Genomic DNA, 15,615 nt, shown 5'->3' with positions numbered 1-15,615 from the left:
TGGCCGCTCACCATCGCGGCCACGCCAGTCTGTTACGCCTGTGGCTTCACCACGTTGATGCGCCATGGGATGCCAAACTTATCGATAAACATCCCGAAGCCGTTCGACCAGAAGGTTTTCTGCCATTCAGTGGTCACTTTGCCGCCCGCCGAGAGCTTATCAAACCAGGCTTTACCCTCCGCTTCATCTGGCGTGGCCAGGCTCACCGCATAACCGGCATGTTCAGACGCCGGTGGCTGGGCAGTATTGCCGTCACTCAGCATCAATTCGCCCTGACCGATACGCAGATGCGCATGCATGATCTTTTCTGGCGGCTGTGGTGACGCCGACCGATCGCCCACCTGTTCGCCCTGCTCCGGCATATCGCCAAACGTCATTTTTTGCAGAATTTCGCCGCCGGTGGCCTCCAGATAGAAGGCAATCGCTTCTTCACAGCGGCCGTAGAGAAATAAATAAGGACTCACCTGCATCGTAACCTCCGTTGAGAGTGCGTTAACGCGTGTCGTACACCTAAAGTGTAGACGATGCCGTTTTTCGCCCGTCACGGCTGGCAGTAGCGGCGGAACAGCTGCGCCATGTAAGCGCTCATCGGCGTCAGCGCGGTGTCTTTACGCTGAATCAGGTAGAAGGTGGCTTTCGGCAGCGGATCGTCGAGATCCAGCGCGATCAGCTGCCCGCCGTGCGTAGGGTCTTCAATCACGTCGCGCGAAATGATGCTGACAAAATCACTCTTCGCCACCAGGCTGGTGCAGGCCATAAAGGTCTCGCAGGTCACCGCGATTTTGGGTGCCATGCCGCGCTCACCGAACAGGTCATGCAGCAGTCGGTAATAACTGCCCTGCGGCGTCGGCATGGTCCAGTCGCAATGTTGCAACTCGGCCAGCGAGCGCGCATGCGCCATCGGATGCCCTTTACGCATCACCACCTGATACTCGCGCTGCATCAGCCGCTCGAAAATCAGCTCCTGATCGAAGTGATGCCGGTCGTAGGTATTGATGGTGAAATCCAGCGCGCCCTGCCGCAGTTCATGCACCATCGACACCAGCTGGCCCTCCACGATACGCACTTTCACCAGTGGATACTCACGATGAAACTGGGTTATCACCTGCGGCATCACGGTACGCGCAATGCTGCCGCCCACCCCAATATTGACCTTGCCACCGGCCAGACCGAGCCGCTGCTGGATATCCTCCTGCGCCACGCGCAGTTCCTCCAGCACCAGACAGGCATGACGAAAAAAGGTTTCACCGACATCGGTCAGCATCACGCCCTGCTGGCGACGCTCGAACAGGCGCGCGCCGAGCGCCAGCTCCAGTTCCTGAATCGCTTTGGTTAACGCCGGCTGTGACAGGCCCGACAGCCGGCTGGCGGCGCGAATACTGCCCTGGCGCGCCACGTCAACAAAGGCGCGCAGCTGATGAAGTTTGAGATTGGCCGCCATGATCAGGTGATAACCGTTGTCTATCGGTCACAAGATATTCGCATCTTATGCGCCCTAATACCATTGTGTAGATTCGGTTGAATGCATAAAAAACCAACACTAAGGAACAGCCGATGAACACCCTTTCCGACCTCGTCAACGCGCGGATACCGCAGATGCAGACATGGCGCCGCGACCTGCACCAGTATGCTGAATCCGGCTGGCTGGAGTTCCGCACCGCCACGCTGGTGGCGGAAGAGCTGCATCGTCTTGGTTATCAGCTGCAGCTGGGCCGTGAGGTGATTGATGCCGATGCGCGCATGGGTCTGCCGTCTGCTGAAGTGCTGGCGCAGCAGGAAGCGCGGGCGCTGCAGCAGGGCGCGCTGCCACAGTGGCTGCCCCACTTCTCCGGCGGTTTCTGCGGCGTGGTGGCAACGCTGGACACCGGCCGTCCCGGTCCGGTGATGGGCTTTCGTGTTGATATGGACGCGCTCGACCAGACGGAAAGCGCCGCCGCCGATCACCTGCCGACGCGCGAAGGCTTCGCCTCGTGCAATCCCGGCATGATGCACGCCTGCGGCCACGATATCCACACGGCTACGCTGCTCGGCGTTGCGGCGATCCTCGCGGACCTGCGCAGCCAGCTGCGCGGCACGGTGCGGCTGATTTTTCAGCCGGCCGAAGAGACGCCAGAGAGCGGCGCGCAAGCCATGATTGCTGCCGGCGCAGCGGACGACATTGATGTGGCGATCACGCTACACAATAAACCAGAGCTGGCCGCAGGAGAAATCGCCCTGACGCGCGGTGCCAGCACCGCCTCCAGCGATGAATTCGACGTAGTGATTCACGGCAAATCCACCCACGCGGCCCGGCCGCACATGGGTACCGATCCGATCATTGCCGCCGCCAGCCTGGTAACGCAGTTGCAGACCATTGTGTCGCGCGAGCTCGATCCGGCGAACTCTGCTGTGCTGACGATTGGCCATATCCACGGCGGCACCACCCATAACATCATCTCCGACAGCTGCCTGATTCAGGGCACCATCCGCGCTAAATCACCGCAGGCGCGCGCTCACATGGAAGACGCTTTCCGCCGCATCTGTGCCGGTGTCGCGCTGTCGCTCAATACGCGGATTGAGGTCAATTATCAGCGAGGCGTACCGCCGCTGATGAATGATGATGCGCTGATTGATGCACTGGAGCCGATCCTCTCGCACCAGTTCGGCAAGCCGGTGGTGGCAAAACCCAGCAGCAGCTTTGGCGCGGAAGATTTCTCGCTGTTTACTGAGCGTGTGCCGGGCTGTCAAATCCATATCGGCTCTGGCGCGCCGGGGCGCGACGACCATCTGCACAACTCCGACTATCAGCCGGACGAACGCAGCATTCACGCTGGCACACAGGCTCTGGCCCGTATAGCGATCGACTTACTCTCCTGATAATAATGAGGTTTTATGATGATGCGTAAAGGGCTGTTCTCCGCCTCCGCGGGCATGTTGCTGCTGGCTGCTGCCGCTGTGATTCAGGCCAAAGATTTTGGCACGTTAAAATTCGCCACCGAAGCGGCCTATCCGCCGTTTAACCAGTCCACGCCGAGCGGCAAAATTGTCGGCTACGAGCCCGATATGGTGGCCGAACTGGCGAAACGCGCGGGATTCAAATATGAAATCGTCGCACAGAAGTGGTCCGGACTGATCCCCGGCCTCGCTGATGGCAAATATGATGCAGTGGTCGATGCCGTCACCGTGACGCCAAAACGTCAAGAAGTGGTGGATTTTACCCATCAGTACACCGTGAGCGTATCGGGCTTCGTCACGCTGAAGGGTAGCGCAGTGGATACCCTGCCGGGCAACGGTGAAGTGGTACAGGCGACCGATGAAGCCGGTATGAACAAAGCCATCGACGCGCTGAAGGCGAAGTTCAAAGGCAAAACCATTGCGGTGCAGGTCGCTACCATTCAGGCCGATTTCCTCAACAAATACCTCGGTGACGTCGCGACTATCCGTACCTATCAGGCCGGCCCGGAAACCTTCGCCGATCTGCTCAATGGCCGGGTTGATGCGGTCATGGCATCGCGCACCAACCTCAATGCTTATGTGAAAAAACACGCGGATACGGTAAACAGCACCGGTTACGGCTTTGTGGGTGGTGTGCTGGGCCAGGGCTCGGCGATTGCCATTCGTAAAAACAATCCGGAGCTGAAAGCCGCGCTGGATCAGGCGCTGGTGTCGATGATCAAAGACGGCACGCTGAAGCAACTGTCTGAGAAATGGTTCGGCGAGAACGTCGCGCCTGCGGAATAATGCTGAGCGCTTATGACTATTGACTGGCAACTGTTAGGTTTTGGTGACGAAGGCTGGGGCGGCGTGCTGCTGGACGCCGCCACCGTCACGGTAACGGTCTCGCTGTGTGCGTGGCTGCTGGGCGCGGTGCTCGGCAGCCTGCTGTGCTGGATGCAGATTGGTGGCGGCCGCTGGCAGCAGCGTGTTGCCAGCGGCTACATCACGCTGTTTCGCGGCGTGCCGGAGCTGCTGGTGATCTACCTGTTCTACTTTGGCGGCCGACAGGTGGTCGGGTTTATCGGTGAAGCTATCGGCCTGCAGGGACCGTTTGACGTTAACGGCTTCGTTGCCGGCGCGATCGCTATCGGGCTGATTTCCGGCGCTTATCAGAGCAGTGTATTTCGCGGCGCGTTTTACGCGATTCCCGCCGGCACGCTGGAAGCTGCTACGGTCACCGGTATGGGGCGTTTTATGCTGTTCCGCCGCATGATTGTGCCACAGGCGCTGCGCACCGCGCTGCCGGGCATGGGTAATCAGTGGCAATCGGTGATTAAGGAGTCGGCGCTGGTATCGGTGACCGGGCTGGTGGAAACCATGAACCAGATTTCCACCGCGTCGAATTCCACTCAAATGCCGTTTTTCTTCTACAGCGTAGGCGCGGTGATTTACCTGATTATCACCACCTGTTCAGATTTCTTCTTCCGCTATGTGGAAAAAGTGGCCATGCGCGGGCAACAACGCGCGCGGTTGTAAGGAGCCACGATGGATTTCACCTTTTTACAGCACACGCTGGCGGCGCTGCTGCGCGGACTGCCGCTGACGCTCAACCTGGCGGTATTATCCCTGCTGGGCGGCGGGATACTGGCGCTGCTGCTGAATTTGCTGCGTCAGCATCGCCTTGGCAGCTACGTGACGCGTTTTTATGTCTGGCTGTTCCGCGGTACGCCGCTGCTGATTCAAATCTTCATGATTTACTATGGCCTCGGCAGCCTGCCGGCGGTGCGCGAAAGCGTGCTGTGGCCGCTGCTGCGTGAGCCCTACTGGTGCGGGTTAATTGCGCTGATTCTCAACGACGCGGCTTACACCGCCGAGATCCTGCGCGGCGGACTGAATGCGGTTAGCGTGCAGTCACTGGAAGCGGCGAAAGTGTGCGGCATGTCGCGCTTCACTACGCTGCGACGCATCACGCTGCCGCTGGCGGTGCGACAGGCGCTGCCGGCCTACAGCAATGAGATCATCTCGATGATCAAATCCACATCGCTGGTGAGCACCATCAGCCTGATGGAGATGACCGGCATCGCCGACTCCATCGTGTCAGAAACCTTCCGCGCGCTGGAGGTGTTTATCAGCGCGGCGATTATCTATCTGCTGCTGACCGTGCTGGTGAGCAAAGCGGTGGCGCTGCTGGAGCGCCGTTTGTCCCCTTATCACGCTGGAGCACGTTAATGAATAAACCCACTATTGCCCTGAGCCATCTCAGAAAAAGTTATAGCGGGCATGAAGTGCTGCATGACATCAGCCTGACGGCGCAGGATGGCGACGTCATTTCGCTGATCGGCGCCAGTGGTTCCGGTAAAAGTACGCTGCTGCGCTGCATCCCGTTTCTTGAAGTGCCACAGGCCGGTGAGATTGCCGTGGGCGATGAAGTGGTCACCCTCGATAACGCGGACGAAAAGCTGAGCCGTGAACAGCGCCGCCGCATTAAGCTGATGCGCATGCAACTCGGCTTTGTGTTTCAGGGCTTCAATCTGTGGCCGCACAAAACCGTGCTGCAGAACATCATTGAGGCGCCGATCCATGTGCAAAAGCGCAGTCATCAGGAGGCCGTTGCCGAGGCCGAAGCGCTGCTGCAAAAAGTCGGGTTATACGAAAAGCGCAACGCATGGCCGTCACAGCTTTCCGGTGGACAGCAGCAGCGCGTGGCGATTGCCCGGGCGCTGGCGCAGCAGCCGAAAGCGATACTGTTTGATGAACCCACTTCCGCGCTCGACCCGGAGCTGGTGGGCGAAGTGCTGCGCGTCATCCGCAGCCTGGCGGAAGAGGGGCGCACCATGATTATCGTCACCCATGAAATGGGGTTTGCGCGCGATGTATCCAACAAAGCGGTGTTTCTGCATCAGGGCAAAATCGAAGAGTCCGGATCGCCGCAGCAGGTGTTCAGTGAACCGATCTCGGCGCGCTGTCGCGCTTTTGTCAGCAGCCACCTGCAGCGCAACAGCTAACCAGATTTGTGCCAATGGTGTTCTAAGCCAAATTATGGAAAAATCGCCCTCCCTCAACGGAGGGCTTTTTTATCGGCGCAGGGAAGGTGCACGTCGTCGCGCACTTCACGTCCATCGATAACCAGCTACCGTCAGGTCTGGCTGCTGTTGCGTTACCGCGCGACAGAGAGGGCCGAAATTTTCCTCATTTTTCTACAGGCGGAGTACGTAATGGGCGCGAAGGTGTGGTTAGTGGATGATGATGTATCCGTGCGTGAGTCGCTGGGATTTCTGCTGCGAACCGTGGACTACGAGGTCGCCGACTTTGCCGACCTGGCATCGTTCGAAACCGCCGCCGCCGGTCAGCAAGCCGTATGCGGCTGTCTGCTGCTTGATGTGCGACAGCCAGAGAGTAGCGGCCTGAGCTGGCTGGCCCGGCAGGGTGCACGCCATCCGCTGCTGCCGGTGATCATCATGACCGGGCATGACACGCTGGAGGCCTGCCGGCGCTTGTTTGCTCAGGGCGCCTTTGCCTTTTTCACCCGGCCGCTGGAGATTGAATCGCTGCTGGAGACGGTCCGGCTGGCGATGCGTGAGAGTGAGCAGCGCGCCAGCCTCTAATGATGCCGCGCCGTGTTGCCGGAAAGCGCGCGCCGGTAAGCCAGCGCGCACAGCAGCGGCACCGGCAGGGTAAACAGCAGTAACAGCCACAACAGCACATACACCGCATCCACGCCGTCGTTTTGCAGATTGTTGTACAACTGCGCCGGCATTCCGTGGGGAAACCAGGCGAAAATCATCACAATGCCGAATTCGCCCATCGCCCGCACCCACGCCAGTGCCGTAGCCGACGCCAGGCCCGGTGCGGCCAGGGGCAGCGCCAGCCGCCAGAAGCGCGGCCACGGTGTGGCACCCAGCGTCCGGCCCGCTTCAAGGATCTCCTGCGGCACCGCGATAAACGCCGAGCGTGCGCTGGTGACAAAGTAGGGCAGCGCGCCATACCACTGCGCCAGAATAAAGGCGGCGGGATTGTTCACCAGCGTCCAGCCCAGCTTGCTCAGCAGCTGGCCGGGCAAACTGTACGGACCGTACGCGCTGACCAGCAGGATTCCCATCGCCAGCGGCGGCGTTAGCAGCGGGATCATCACCAGCGTTTCCACCAGCCAGCGTATTTTTCCCCGCGCCTGCGACAGCCACCAGGCCAGCGGTAAGCCGGTCAGAAAAATCAGCACCAGCGCGATCGCTCCCAGACTGAGCGAAGTGGTAATCGCCGCGCCGTCACCCCACGCCAGCCGCAGGTGTTGCCAGTGTGTAACGCCCGTCAGGGTGATAAACGGTACGGCCAGCAGCACCAGGGCGGGCAGCGACAGCCACAGCGCGCCAGCATGGCGGATTTTCATGGCGTATAAAGCCCATCGCCCTTCGGTGCGGCATAGCCTTGCTGTTTAAACAGCGCCTGTCCTGACGGACTAAGCATGAAATCTACAAAGGCTTTGCCAGCGGCCGTACCGTGCGGCGCATTCCTGAGCACCGCCGCGTAGTAGACCAGTGGCTGGGTGTGCAGCACTTTATCTTTACCCTGGCTGTCTTTGACGCTAAAGCTGACCGTGTTGTACCACTTAGTCGCCATCGCCGGATTGCTGAGGTTGATTTCATCGGGCAGCGCGATGTAAGGCAGATGGGCAGAGATCACTTCGCTTTCATAGCCCGCAGCTGCATCCACCTGACCGCTCTCGAGCCGCGTCAGCAAGCCACCTTCCAGATGGGTTTGTGCGGGATTCTGGTAACCGCCGAGAATGTGGTCAGCGATGCCGGGCTGCCGGTAATACTTCTGCGCCAGTAGCAGGGTGAAAATGATGTTCTGGCCTTTAGGATCGTTTACCGGATCGGTCCGACCAAATTTCAGTCCCGGCGCTGCCAGCAGCTGAAGCCAGCGGCCATCATTGCCTTTGGCTGCGGCAAACTGCGGCACAAACGGCCCCTTCGGGTTATAGGCGATCACCATGCTGGTGCTGGCTACCGGTACTGCGTTGTCGATCAGTCCGGCGTCTTTCAGGATCTGCATCGGACCGGGAGTAACAGACACGAACACGTCAGCGGTGATTTTTTTGCTCGCCAGCAGGCGCGCCATGCCGTAAGCCCCCTGGCCCTGACCTTCATACTTACCGTCATGCTGTTGTGCAAATGCCGGGCCCAGTGCCTGATCCATCACTTTTCCCATCGAACCGGCATACGTCACGCGGATATCCATGGCGGCCTGCGCCGGTAAACTCAATCCGCCGGCGGCAGTCATTAACAGTAGGGTAAGCGTCTTCACGCGGAGATTCCTTATCGCTATATAAATGAGTAAATAGCGATTATCGGAATTCTCCGTTTTAGCGCAAGGTAAAATCTGTTGCGAAATCCTGCGGTCGCGCGCCAGTGCCGGGTTTTAGTGCCATTGCAACGCGCGCTGAGAGAAAAAATTCATTTACCGATCCGTGAGCTACCGCAAACACAGGCGGCCAGCCGTCTGCTGGTTAAATAAGCGGCTATAGTTATCCCAGTTAGATTATTTGCGTGCCGCTGGGCGTGCACCTTTTCCTCATTTGCCTGGAGCCCGTTACTACGTCACGAGGTTTAATGTGTTTGCCGATCTTTCCTGGAAAATTATTCATCAGGTCATCAACCAAACCATCGCTGAGATGGTGGATGAACAGCAAACGCTGGACGTGCTGAGCCTGCGCAGGCGCTTAAGGGAAATGGCGGAGAACGAAACCAACGAGGAGATGGTGCTGTGTTACTGGCAGGCCAGCAAAGTGCTGACGCGTTTGCCGCCCACCGTCACTGCCAGCCAGCTGATAGAAGAGGCGCGCCATGCGTTCCGCAGTCCGCCCAGTCACGATTCGCTTTAACGCGAAATGCTTTTCTTTCCCCGTTGCGCTTAACAGCCTCTAATTGGCTGAAATTTAATCATAATCATGCAATACGCTCTGCTAGACTTCCTGGGTTAACAACGCTGAAAACAGAGGACAGTAATGAAAATCAAAAGTTATGCCGCACACAACGCTGGTGATGCGCTGGTACCTTACGAGTACGAAACCGGTCCGCTGGCGGCGGAAGAAGTGCTGGTTGAGGTCGATTACTGCGGTGTGTGCCATTCTGATTTGTCGATGATTGATAACGAGTGGGGCATTTCCTCTTATCCGGTCATTGCCGGTCACGAAGTGATTGGTCGCATCAGCGCACTCGGCGATGCGGCGCAGGACAAAGGGTTGAAGGTCGGCCAGCGCGTGGGTATCGGCTGGACTGCGAAAAGCTGCCAGCACTGTGATGCCTGCATCAACGGCGAGCAGGTCAACTGTGAGAACGGTTCAGTGCCAACCATCATGAACAAAGGCGGTTTCGCCAGCCATCTGCGCGCCGACTGGCAGTGGGTGATTCCGCTGCCGGAATCCATGGACATTACCTCTGCCGGTCCGCTGCTGTGCGGCGGGATTACCGTGTTTAAACCGCTGCTGATGCACCATGTAACGGCTACCAGCCGCGTCGGCGTAATCGGTATTGGCGGCCTCGGCCATATGGCGATCAAACTGCTGCGCGCCATGGGTGCTGAAGTTACGGCGTTCAGTTCGAATGCCAGCAAAACCGAATCCATCAAAGCCATGGGCGCCGATCGTGTGGTCAACAGCCGCGATCCGCAGGCGCTGAACGCGCTGGCCGGGCAGTTTGATTTGATTATCAGCACCGTAGCTGTCGATCTGGACTGGCAGCCGTACTTCCAGGCGCTGGCTCCGCACGGTAAGTTCCACACCGTGGGCGCGGTGATGAAGCCATTTGAAGTGCCAGCGTTCAGTCTGATTCTGGGCGATCGCGCGGTAACGGGTTCTTCTACCGGTTCACCGGGCCAGCTGCGTAAGCTGATGCGTCTGGCGTCACGCGCCGATGTGGCACCGCAGGTGGAAGAGTTCCCGATGTCAAAAATCAATGAAGCGCTGGATCACGTACGCGCCGGTAAAGCTAATTACCGCGTGGTGCTAAAGGCCGATTTCTGAGTCGGAATCTGAGGCGGATAACACGCTGACATTTGTCAGACAAAACGGCGGATGGGGGATCATCCGCCGTTTTTTACGTCTTATCCCTGCGAATCATCCTTTTCGCCGAGGAAGAAATACCACAGCGGAATCGACATCAGCGCGGTGAACACCGTGGTGTAAAGCGCGATCATAAAGCCTTGCGTCAGATACATGGTCAGCGTCCAGTGGCTGAACGGGATGCCGTATTGATCGATCACGCCGCCGATAATCGCATTGCTCATCACCGTACCGACGATCAACGCCAGAATAAACAGCCCACGCAGGTAGTAACGCATCTCCTTGCGTTTCACCGTGAAGCGCGCCCGCACGATACCGAGCGGCGACTGCTGCGCGGCGAGAATTTCCGCTTCGCTCATCGGCGCACGCTGTTGTCTGCGCCAGCGCAGTACGTCCACCAGCATGAAGGCCAGCAGGCTGACGCCCATCACCGGCAGGGCATAACCGAGCGCCAGCGCCAGCATCAGGCAGACCCCTTTGGCATAGTGCGGCAGCGCCAGCCAGCTTGCGCTCAGGGTTTGCGCCGGGCTGGCCTGATCCAGAGCCGGGCGGCGCAGCCACCACATGCGATAACCCAGCACAATCATGCTGCACAAACCCAGGCCAAACAGCGCCAGCAACAGCTGATTAGGCCAGCCAAACAGCACGCCCATGTGCGCATCGACGCCCCAGCGCGTCAGTTTTGCCACCAGCGGGAAGCGATCAAACCAGACGTGATCGACAATCGCGAAACTGTGCGGATTTACGGACACCGCATCAACTTGCGTGGGCCAGCTGCGATCAATCTCACTCACCGTCCAGGCTTTGCCCTCGCTTTTCGGCTGGCGCAGCTCCACTTTAGCCGCGCGGATGCCATCCTGACGCGCCGCCGCCAGCACGCGATCCCAGTCAGCGTCGGCGGCATTTGCCGGCAGTGACTTCGCCGGCTGCGCCGCCGGTTTCGCCATCGACGACATCGGCATGCTGGTCATGTCCATGTCCGGCATACTGCGGTGATCGGCGTGAGGATCCGCCGGCGCGGCGGGCGCATCACCGCTGAGCGCCGTATTCACCTGTGGCGTCAGCCAGTTAAGCTCGGTGCGCATCTTATCGATATTGCCACCTGCCCATTGTGACCAGGTGAGGCCGGTAACGGAGAAGAACAGCAGCCCGAGCAGCAGCGTCAGCCCCAGCGTGATGTGCCAGTGCCGGGTGAGGGTAAACCCCTTTCGCACGGTTTTCAGCCGGCGTTTTGGTCGCGTGCCCAGCCACAGCAGCACGCCGCCCAGCGCGGCCACCCACAGCCAGCTCGCTGCCAGTTCGCTGTAGTTGCGACCAAAGTCACCGAGTAACAGGCTGCTGTGCAGCAGATCGAGCGTGGTGCGCAGCGGCAACACGCCACTGGTGCCGTATACCGTCATGTCGCCGGTTACTTTGAGGCTGTAGGGATCGATAAACACCGCGCGCGACTGCGACGGACCGAGTGTGGCATCGCTGAACTGTACGCGCGTGGTATCGCGCGCGGCGGGCGCAGGTCGAACCGCATAAATGTGCTGATTTTCGCCCGCATAGGCGCGTGCCGCGGCGATCTGCGCCGAGAGCGGTTGCGCATTGCCCTGCGGCTGCGCGGTGAGCGCATCAGCGTAGATCAGATTTTCCAGCTGCGGCGTCAGCACATACAGCGTGCCGCTGAGTGCCGCCACGAAGATGAACGGCGCGACAAACAGGCCAATGTAAAAATGTAAGCGGCGTAGCAGATTAAGCACCGCGCCGCGCGGTGCTGCAGAGTGAACAGCAGACAAAGCCGTCTTCCTTCCGATAAGAGAATGTCAGGGCACAGCGCAGGCGTTGTACCGATTAATGAAATTCAGCAGGAAAGAAAAACCGGTGGCGCGCGCGGACGATGGGTACCGCTAAAGCGGCGCGGCCGGGGTGCCACCAGCGGCGGCAGCGGTGGGGCGCGCGAGATCACCAGCATCAGCCAGATGAACGGGATAAACACCCACATCATCAGCGGAACATGCACCAGCAAATCACAATAGCCGCAGGCAAATTCGCCGTCGTCCATGTTGTGATGCATCATGCCCGGCATCGCCATCTCCATCGCCATATCGTGATGGTGCATTGGCATGGCAGATGAAGGGCTGTGCGACGCCACGGGGTCAATGCGCGTTTGCCGCTCCAGCAGCGTTTTCGACACAATCGGCGCGACGAACAGCAGCAGCACCGCCACAATGGCGACGCAGGCGGTCAGGCGCTGGCGAAAGTGATAGGAAAACGTCATGGCAAATACTGAGTGCTTCAACAAATGAGGCCGAAGTGTAACGCGATTGCCGCACAAGGGTTAATAAAAGTGAGGCTGGTAGCGACAAAATTCGCACCTTTTGAAAAGGGTCACTTAACGTGGTGTGTTTGTTAACTTAATTGCAACCTGATGAGTACATTAGAGAAACACTATTTCTCATTGCTGAAGGATGAGTGGAGTCTGATGGCAAGAACTGTCATTGCTCAGAATTTGTGGTCGCCATTAATGGCGACCCTACAAGGTATTTGCACTATTTGCACAGGGTGCGCATTGATCCGCACCGATATAAACAGGTCACTTGCAACTTTATTGCACGCCATCGATCGCAATCAGCAAGGAATTACACGATTTTCGTAGGGTGCGCATTTATGCGCACCGATATAAACGGGCGGCTCATTGTTTAACTCTTTTCATTTACAGGGAAGACTCTCAGTATGAGCCGGGGCTTAAAATATCGATCGCCCCAGCCGCTCCGTGAGTTTCTCCAGCATGGCGGTGCCGGCCAGCGAGTTACCGGAATGATCCAGCGCCGGTGACCAGACGGCAATACTCATCTCACCGGGAATCACTGCGACAATCCCGCCGCCGACGCCGGATTTAGCCGGCATGCCCACGCGCCAGGCAAACTCTCCGGCGCCGTCGTACATGCCGCTGGTCATCATCAGTGCGTTCACCTGCCGCGCCTGGCGTGCAGAGATCACCGCCCACTCATCATCCAGCGTGCGACCGTGATTGGCGAGATAGAGAAACGTGCGCGCCAGTTCGCTGCAGCTCATCGCCAGCGAGCAGTAGTGAAAGTAGGTTTCCATTACTTTACTGACGTCATTATGAAAGTTGCCAAACGACTTCATCAGCCAGGCAATGGCGGCGTTACGCGCCGAGTGCTCATATTCAGAGCGCGCGACCACACGGTCATACTGAATGTCCGGCTGCTGTGCCAGACGACGCACAAACTCCAGCATGCGCTGGCGTGGCGCGGTGAGCCGGCCTTCCAGCAAATCGCACATTACCAGCGCGCCGGCGTTAATGAATGGATTGCGCGGCTTTCCCTGTTCCAGTTCAAGCTGCACCAGTGAATTGAATGCCTGGCCGGATGGCTCTTTGCCTACGCGCTGCCAGATCTCGGCGTCCTCGTACAGCGTCAGCGCGACGGTGAGCGACAGGACTTTGGAAATGGACTGGATTGAAAAGCGCGTGCCCGCATCGCCGGCCTGGTAGCTGCGACCATCGGCAGTGGCAATGGCGATGCCCAGTTGATCGGCATCCACGCCGGCCAGCGCCGGGATGTAATCTGCCACTTTGCCCTGACGGGTGAGGGGGCGTACGTCCGTGACAATCTCTTCAAGCAATGCATTACTGAGTTCCGACACCTTGTGGCTCCGGGGTGACTAATCCTGGCGCGATCATGGTGATTTGCCGTCGGCGCGTCAATCCACCGCGCAAAATTCTGTGAGCATGCTGCAGCAAGCCTGCACCGCGTAGCGGATTTTCTGCCCGGTTTGTTGCGCCCGATCGCAACCCAGCCTGGCGCCTACGCCACATCGCGCGACCTGAGGTAAAATTATGTTGCGAATGATTGAGTTACCGATCAGGCAATTTTGGTTATGCTAAGCCCAAACTCTTTCCGGCGCTGCCAATGCGCTCAACTGTTGTAATTGAGGATGACGATGTCTGCCTTACCTGATGCCACCGAGCCTGCCAACGCGATGCGCGCCGGGCGCTTTATGCTGCTGCAAAAACTGCTGCGACGCGATAAAACCCCGCTGGCATTGCTGCTGCTGGCCGCGCTGGTCGGTATCCTTACCGGGCTGGTGGGTGTGGCTTTCGATCGCGCGGTCAATTTTATTCTCCACCTGCGGATCGGCTGGCTGACAGAGCGAGCGGATAACCTGGCCATGGCGTTGCTGAGCGCGTTTTTTATTTCGGCGCTGCTGGGCGGCATCGGCTATTTTCTGGTGCGCCGCTTCGCGCCAGAGGCGGGAGGCTCGGGTATTCCGGAAATCGAGGGCGCGCTGGAAGAGCTGCGCCCGGTGCGTTGGTGGCGCGTGCTGCCGGTTAAATTTATCGGCGGCATGGGCGCGCTGGGCTCTGGCATGGTGCTGGGACGCGAAGGACCCACGGTGCAGATTGGCGGCAACATCGGTGGTATGTGCCTCGATCTGTTTCGCGTGCGCGATTCTGAATCACGCCATACGCTGCTGGCGACCGGTGCCGCGGCGGGGCTTTCGGCGGCGTTCAACGCGCCGCTGGCCGGCATTTTGTTCATTATCGAAGAGATGCGCCCGCAGTTTCGCTATAGCCTGATATCGATAAAAGCGGTGTTTGTTGGCGTGATCATGTCGAGCATTGTCTTTCGCGTGCTCAACGGTAATGAAGCCATCATTAATATCGGTCAGCTGCGTGACGCGCCCACTGAGACACTGTGGCTCTATCTGGTACTGGGTGTGCTGTTTGGCGGCTGCGGCGTGGCGTTCAACCGGCTGATATTTCTCGCACAGGACCAGTTTCAGCGCCTGCATCTCGGACGTACCGGGCGCTGGGTGCTGTTCGGTAGCCTGCTGGCCGGACTGTGCGGCGTGCTGGGTTTACTGCTGCCGCAGGCGGTGAGCGGCGGAACGACGCTGATTCCGGAGTTCGCTACCGGGCACTATGGCGCGCTGGCGCTGTTTGCTCTCTTCGCGCTGCGTACGCTGGTCACCATTTGCTGCTTCTCTTCAGGCGCGCCGGGCGGCATTTTTGCGCCCATGCTGACGCTGGGCACGCTGCTGGGCACCTGCTTTGGTCAGCTGAGCGCCGACTGGTTCCCGCATTATCAGCTGGAAGCCGCCACCTTTGCCGTCGCGGGGATGGGCGCGCTGTTCGCCGCCTCGGTGCGCGCACCGCTTACCGGCATCGTGCTGGTGCTGGAGATGACCAATAACTATCAACTGATTCTGCCGATGATCATCACCTGCCTGGGCGCAACGCTGGCGGCGCAGTTCTTTGGTGGCAAACCGCTTTATTCCTCAATCCTGGCGCGCACCCTGGCCAAAGCACAGCTCACTAACCGCGCCAGCGCCCGGACGGAATAGGGATTATCCCGGCTTATCGAAGCGCGACTCAAGCCGGGTGGAAAGATATCACCTCACGCCCGGCTTTTAACCCATCTGATGCGCTGGCTGAGGCTCCAGAGCATCAGTGCGGCGAGGGCGATGCTGCCGAGCACGGCGAAAGCGACCTGATAAGACCAGGCGGCGGCGATGCTGCCGGTCAGTGCCGGACTGCATGCCGCGCCCACGCCCTGCATCAGCATGACGAAACTCTGGCCGGCATTGGTGTGTCCGCTGCCGTCAAGCACGCTGACGATGTAGCCCGGTAC

At 59.1% G+C, this 15,615-nt stretch carries 16 protein-coding genes and 1 pseudogene; 9 read left to right on the top strand and 8 right to left on the bottom strand.

Going from position 1 to position 15,615, the window contains the following annotated elements; genetic code table 11:
- Positions 1 to 32 precede the first annotated feature (32 nt).
- Both yjdN and ERD80_RS02580 read right to left on the bottom strand, forming a co-directional pair.
- Positions 33 to 470, bottom strand: coding sequence for a VOC family metalloprotein YjdN (yjdN, locus tag ERD80_RS02585; RefSeq protein WP_136545657.1), 438 nt, complete (start codon positions 468 to 470; stop codon positions 33 to 35).
- Positions 471 to 541: 71 nt separating this feature from the next.
- Complete coding sequence (locus ERD80_RS02580) at positions 542 to 1,441, bottom strand: LysR family transcriptional regulator (protein ID WP_058770043.1); 900 nt, start codon at positions 1,439 to 1,441, stop codon at positions 542 to 544.
- A 113-nt stretch (positions 1,442 to 1,554) separates the two neighbouring features.
- On the opposite strand from ERD80_RS02580, the gene ERD80_RS02575 reads away from it, so the two are divergent.
- The 6 genes from ERD80_RS02575 to ERD80_RS02550 all read left to right on the top strand — a co-directional run bounded on the left by ERD80_RS02575 (position 1,555) and on the right by ERD80_RS02550 (position 6,521).
- The gene (locus ERD80_RS02575; protein ID WP_248295813.1) at positions 1,555 to 2,856 is read left to right on the top strand and encodes a M20 family metallopeptidase; all 1,302 of its coding nucleotides are present in this window, start codon (positions 1,555 to 1,557) and stop codon (positions 2,854 to 2,856) included.
- Between the two features lie 18 nt (positions 2,857 to 2,874).
- A complete protein-coding gene (locus tag ERD80_RS02570; RefSeq protein WP_136545661.1) occupies positions 2,875 to 3,720 on the top strand; it encodes a transporter substrate-binding domain-containing protein in 846 nt (281 codons plus the stop codon).
- Positions 3,721 to 3,732: 12 nt separating this feature from the next.
- Positions 3,733 to 4,452, top strand: coding sequence for an ABC transporter permease subunit (locus ERD80_RS02565; RefSeq protein ID WP_136545656.1), 720 nt, complete (start codon positions 3,733 to 3,735; stop codon positions 4,450 to 4,452).
- Between the two features lie 9 nt (positions 4,453 to 4,461).
- Positions 4,462 to 5,145 carry an ABC transporter permease subunit gene (locus tag ERD80_RS02560; RefSeq protein ID WP_058758980.1) on the top strand — a complete coding sequence of 228 codons (684 nt, stop codon included), beginning with the start codon at positions 4,462 to 4,464 and terminating at the stop codon, positions 5,143 to 5,145.
- Complete coding sequence (locus ERD80_RS02555; protein WP_058758981.1) at positions 5,145 to 5,921, top strand: ATP-binding cassette domain-containing protein; 777 nt, start codon at positions 5,145 to 5,147, stop codon at positions 5,919 to 5,921. Before ERD80_RS02560 ends, ERD80_RS02555 begins: the two co-directional genes overlap by 1 nt.
- A gap of 210 nt (positions 5,922 to 6,131) precedes the next feature.
- Positions 6,132 to 6,521 carry a response regulator gene (locus ERD80_RS02550; protein WP_088517427.1) on the top strand — a complete coding sequence of 130 codons (390 nt, stop codon included), beginning with the start codon at positions 6,132 to 6,134 and terminating at the stop codon, positions 6,519 to 6,521.
- On the opposite strand, the gene ERD80_RS02545 is transcribed toward ERD80_RS02550, so the two are convergent.
- Together ERD80_RS02545 and ERD80_RS02540 are read right to left on the bottom strand one after the other, a co-directional pair.
- Positions 6,518 to 7,300, bottom strand: a complete 783-nt coding sequence (locus ERD80_RS02545; RefSeq protein ID WP_136545655.1) for an ABC transporter permease — start codon at positions 7,298 to 7,300, stop codon at positions 6,518 to 6,520. The genes ERD80_RS02550 and ERD80_RS02545 overlap by 4 nt on opposite strands.
- Positions 7,297 to 8,193 (bottom strand): extracellular solute-binding protein, encoded by an 897-nt coding sequence (locus tag ERD80_RS02540; protein ID WP_136545660.1) that lies wholly within the window; start codon positions 8,191 to 8,193, stop codon positions 7,297 to 7,299. The genes ERD80_RS02545 and ERD80_RS02540 overlap by 4 nt, the downstream gene beginning before the upstream one ends.
- Before the next feature lie 331 nt (positions 8,194 to 8,524).
- Here ERD80_RS02540 and ERD80_RS02535 point away from each other — a divergent pair, with 331 nt between their 5' ends.
- A complete protein-coding gene (locus ERD80_RS02535) occupies positions 8,525 to 8,794 on the top strand; it encodes a hypothetical protein (RefSeq protein WP_010616678.1) in 270 nt (89 codons plus the stop codon).
- A gap of 123 nt (positions 8,795 to 8,917) precedes the next feature.
- The gene (locus ERD80_RS02530) at positions 8,918 to 9,934 is read left to right on the top strand and encodes an NAD(P)-dependent alcohol dehydrogenase (protein WP_021508873.1); all 1,017 of its coding nucleotides are present in this window, start codon (positions 8,918 to 8,920) and stop codon (positions 9,932 to 9,934) included.
- An 80-nt stretch (positions 9,935 to 10,014) separates the two neighbouring features.
- Here ERD80_RS02530 and ERD80_RS02525 read toward each other — a convergent pair whose 3' ends face one another.
- The 3 genes from ERD80_RS02525 to glsB form a co-directional block, all read right to left on the bottom strand.
- Positions 10,015 to 11,754 (bottom strand): DUF2534 family protein, encoded by a 1,740-nt coding sequence (locus tag ERD80_RS02525; RefSeq protein ID WP_136545654.1) that lies wholly within the window; start codon positions 11,752 to 11,754, stop codon positions 10,015 to 10,017.
- A 65-nt stretch (positions 11,755 to 11,819) separates the two neighbouring features.
- Positions 11,820 to 12,236: a DUF2946 domain-containing protein gene (locus tag ERD80_RS02520; RefSeq protein ID WP_136545653.1), complete on the bottom strand. Its 417-nt coding sequence runs from the start codon at positions 12,234 to 12,236 to the stop codon at positions 11,820 to 11,822.
- Positions 12,237 to 12,703: 467 nt separating this feature from the next.
- Entirely contained in the window at positions 12,704 to 13,627 is a 924-nt protein-coding gene (gene glsB / locus ERD80_RS02515; RefSeq protein WP_058781037.1) for a glutaminase B, read from the bottom strand.
- 336 nt (positions 13,628 to 13,963) lie between these two features.
- On the opposite strand from glsB, the gene clcA reads away from it, so the two are divergent.
- Positions 13,964 to 15,328: a H(+)/Cl(-) exchange transporter ClcA gene (gene clcA, locus ERD80_RS02510; RefSeq protein ID WP_248295814.1), complete on the top strand. Its 1,365-nt coding sequence runs from the start codon at positions 13,964 to 13,966 to the stop codon at positions 15,326 to 15,328.
- Positions 15,329 to 15,381: 53 nt separating this feature from the next.
- On the opposite strand, the pseudogene ERD80_RS02505 reads toward clcA, so the two are convergent.
- Positions 15,382 to 15,615: pseudogene (locus ERD80_RS02505) on the bottom strand (MFS transporter); the annotation flags it as partial.

This window comes from Pantoea sp. R102 (genome assembly GCF_004916815.1).
GTDB lineage: Bacteria > Pseudomonadota > Gammaproteobacteria > Enterobacterales > Enterobacteriaceae > Pantoea > Pantoea dispersa.
The sequence above is the reverse complement of the archived record's forward strand: the minus strand, read 5'-3'. Positions and strand labels throughout refer to the sequence as shown.

Bases quoted from the DNA above. Each gene is read 5' to 3' on its own strand.
- yjdN (WP_136545657.1), bottom strand. From the start codon at position 470: ATGCAGGTGAGTCCTTATTTATTTCTCTACGGCCGCTGTGAAGAAGCG.
- ERD80_RS02580 (WP_058770043.1), bottom strand. From the start codon at position 1,441: ATGGCGGCCAATCTCAAACTTCATCAGCTGCGCGCCTTTGTTGACGTG.
- ERD80_RS02575 (WP_248295813.1), top strand. From the start codon at position 1,555: ATGAACACCCTTTCCGACCTCGTCAACGCGCGGATACCGCAGATGCAG.
- ERD80_RS02570 (WP_136545661.1), top strand. From the start codon at position 2,875: ATGATGCGTAAAGGGCTGTTCTCCGCCTCCGCGGGCATGTTGCTGCTG.
- ERD80_RS02565 (WP_136545656.1), top strand. From the start codon at position 3,733: ATGACTATTGACTGGCAACTGTTAGGTTTTGGTGACGAAGGCTGGGGC.
- ERD80_RS02560 (WP_058758980.1), top strand. From the start codon at position 4,462: ATGGATTTCACCTTTTTACAGCACACGCTGGCGGCGCTGCTGCGCGGA.
- ERD80_RS02555 (WP_058758981.1), top strand. From the start codon at position 5,145: ATGAATAAACCCACTATTGCCCTGAGCCATCTCAGAAAAAGTTATAGC.
- ERD80_RS02550 (WP_088517427.1), top strand. From the start codon at position 6,132: ATGGGCGCGAAGGTGTGGTTAGTGGATGATGATGTATCCGTGCGTGAG.
- ERD80_RS02545 (WP_136545655.1), bottom strand. From the start codon at position 7,300: ATGAAAATCCGCCATGCTGGCGCGCTGTGGCTGTCGCTGCCCGCCCTG.
- ERD80_RS02540 (WP_136545660.1), bottom strand. From the start codon at position 8,193: ATGACTGCCGCCGGCGGATTGAGTTTACCGGCGCAGGCCGCCATGGAT.
- ERD80_RS02530 (WP_021508873.1), top strand. From the start codon at position 8,918: ATGAAAATCAAAAGTTATGCCGCACACAACGCTGGTGATGCGCTGGTA.
- ERD80_RS02520 (WP_136545653.1), bottom strand. From the start codon at position 12,236: ATGACGTTTTCCTATCACTTTCGCCAGCGCCTGACCGCCTGCGTCGCC.
- clcA (WP_248295814.1), top strand. From the start codon at position 13,964: ATGCGCGCCGGGCGCTTTATGCTGCTGCAAAAACTGCTGCGACGCGAT.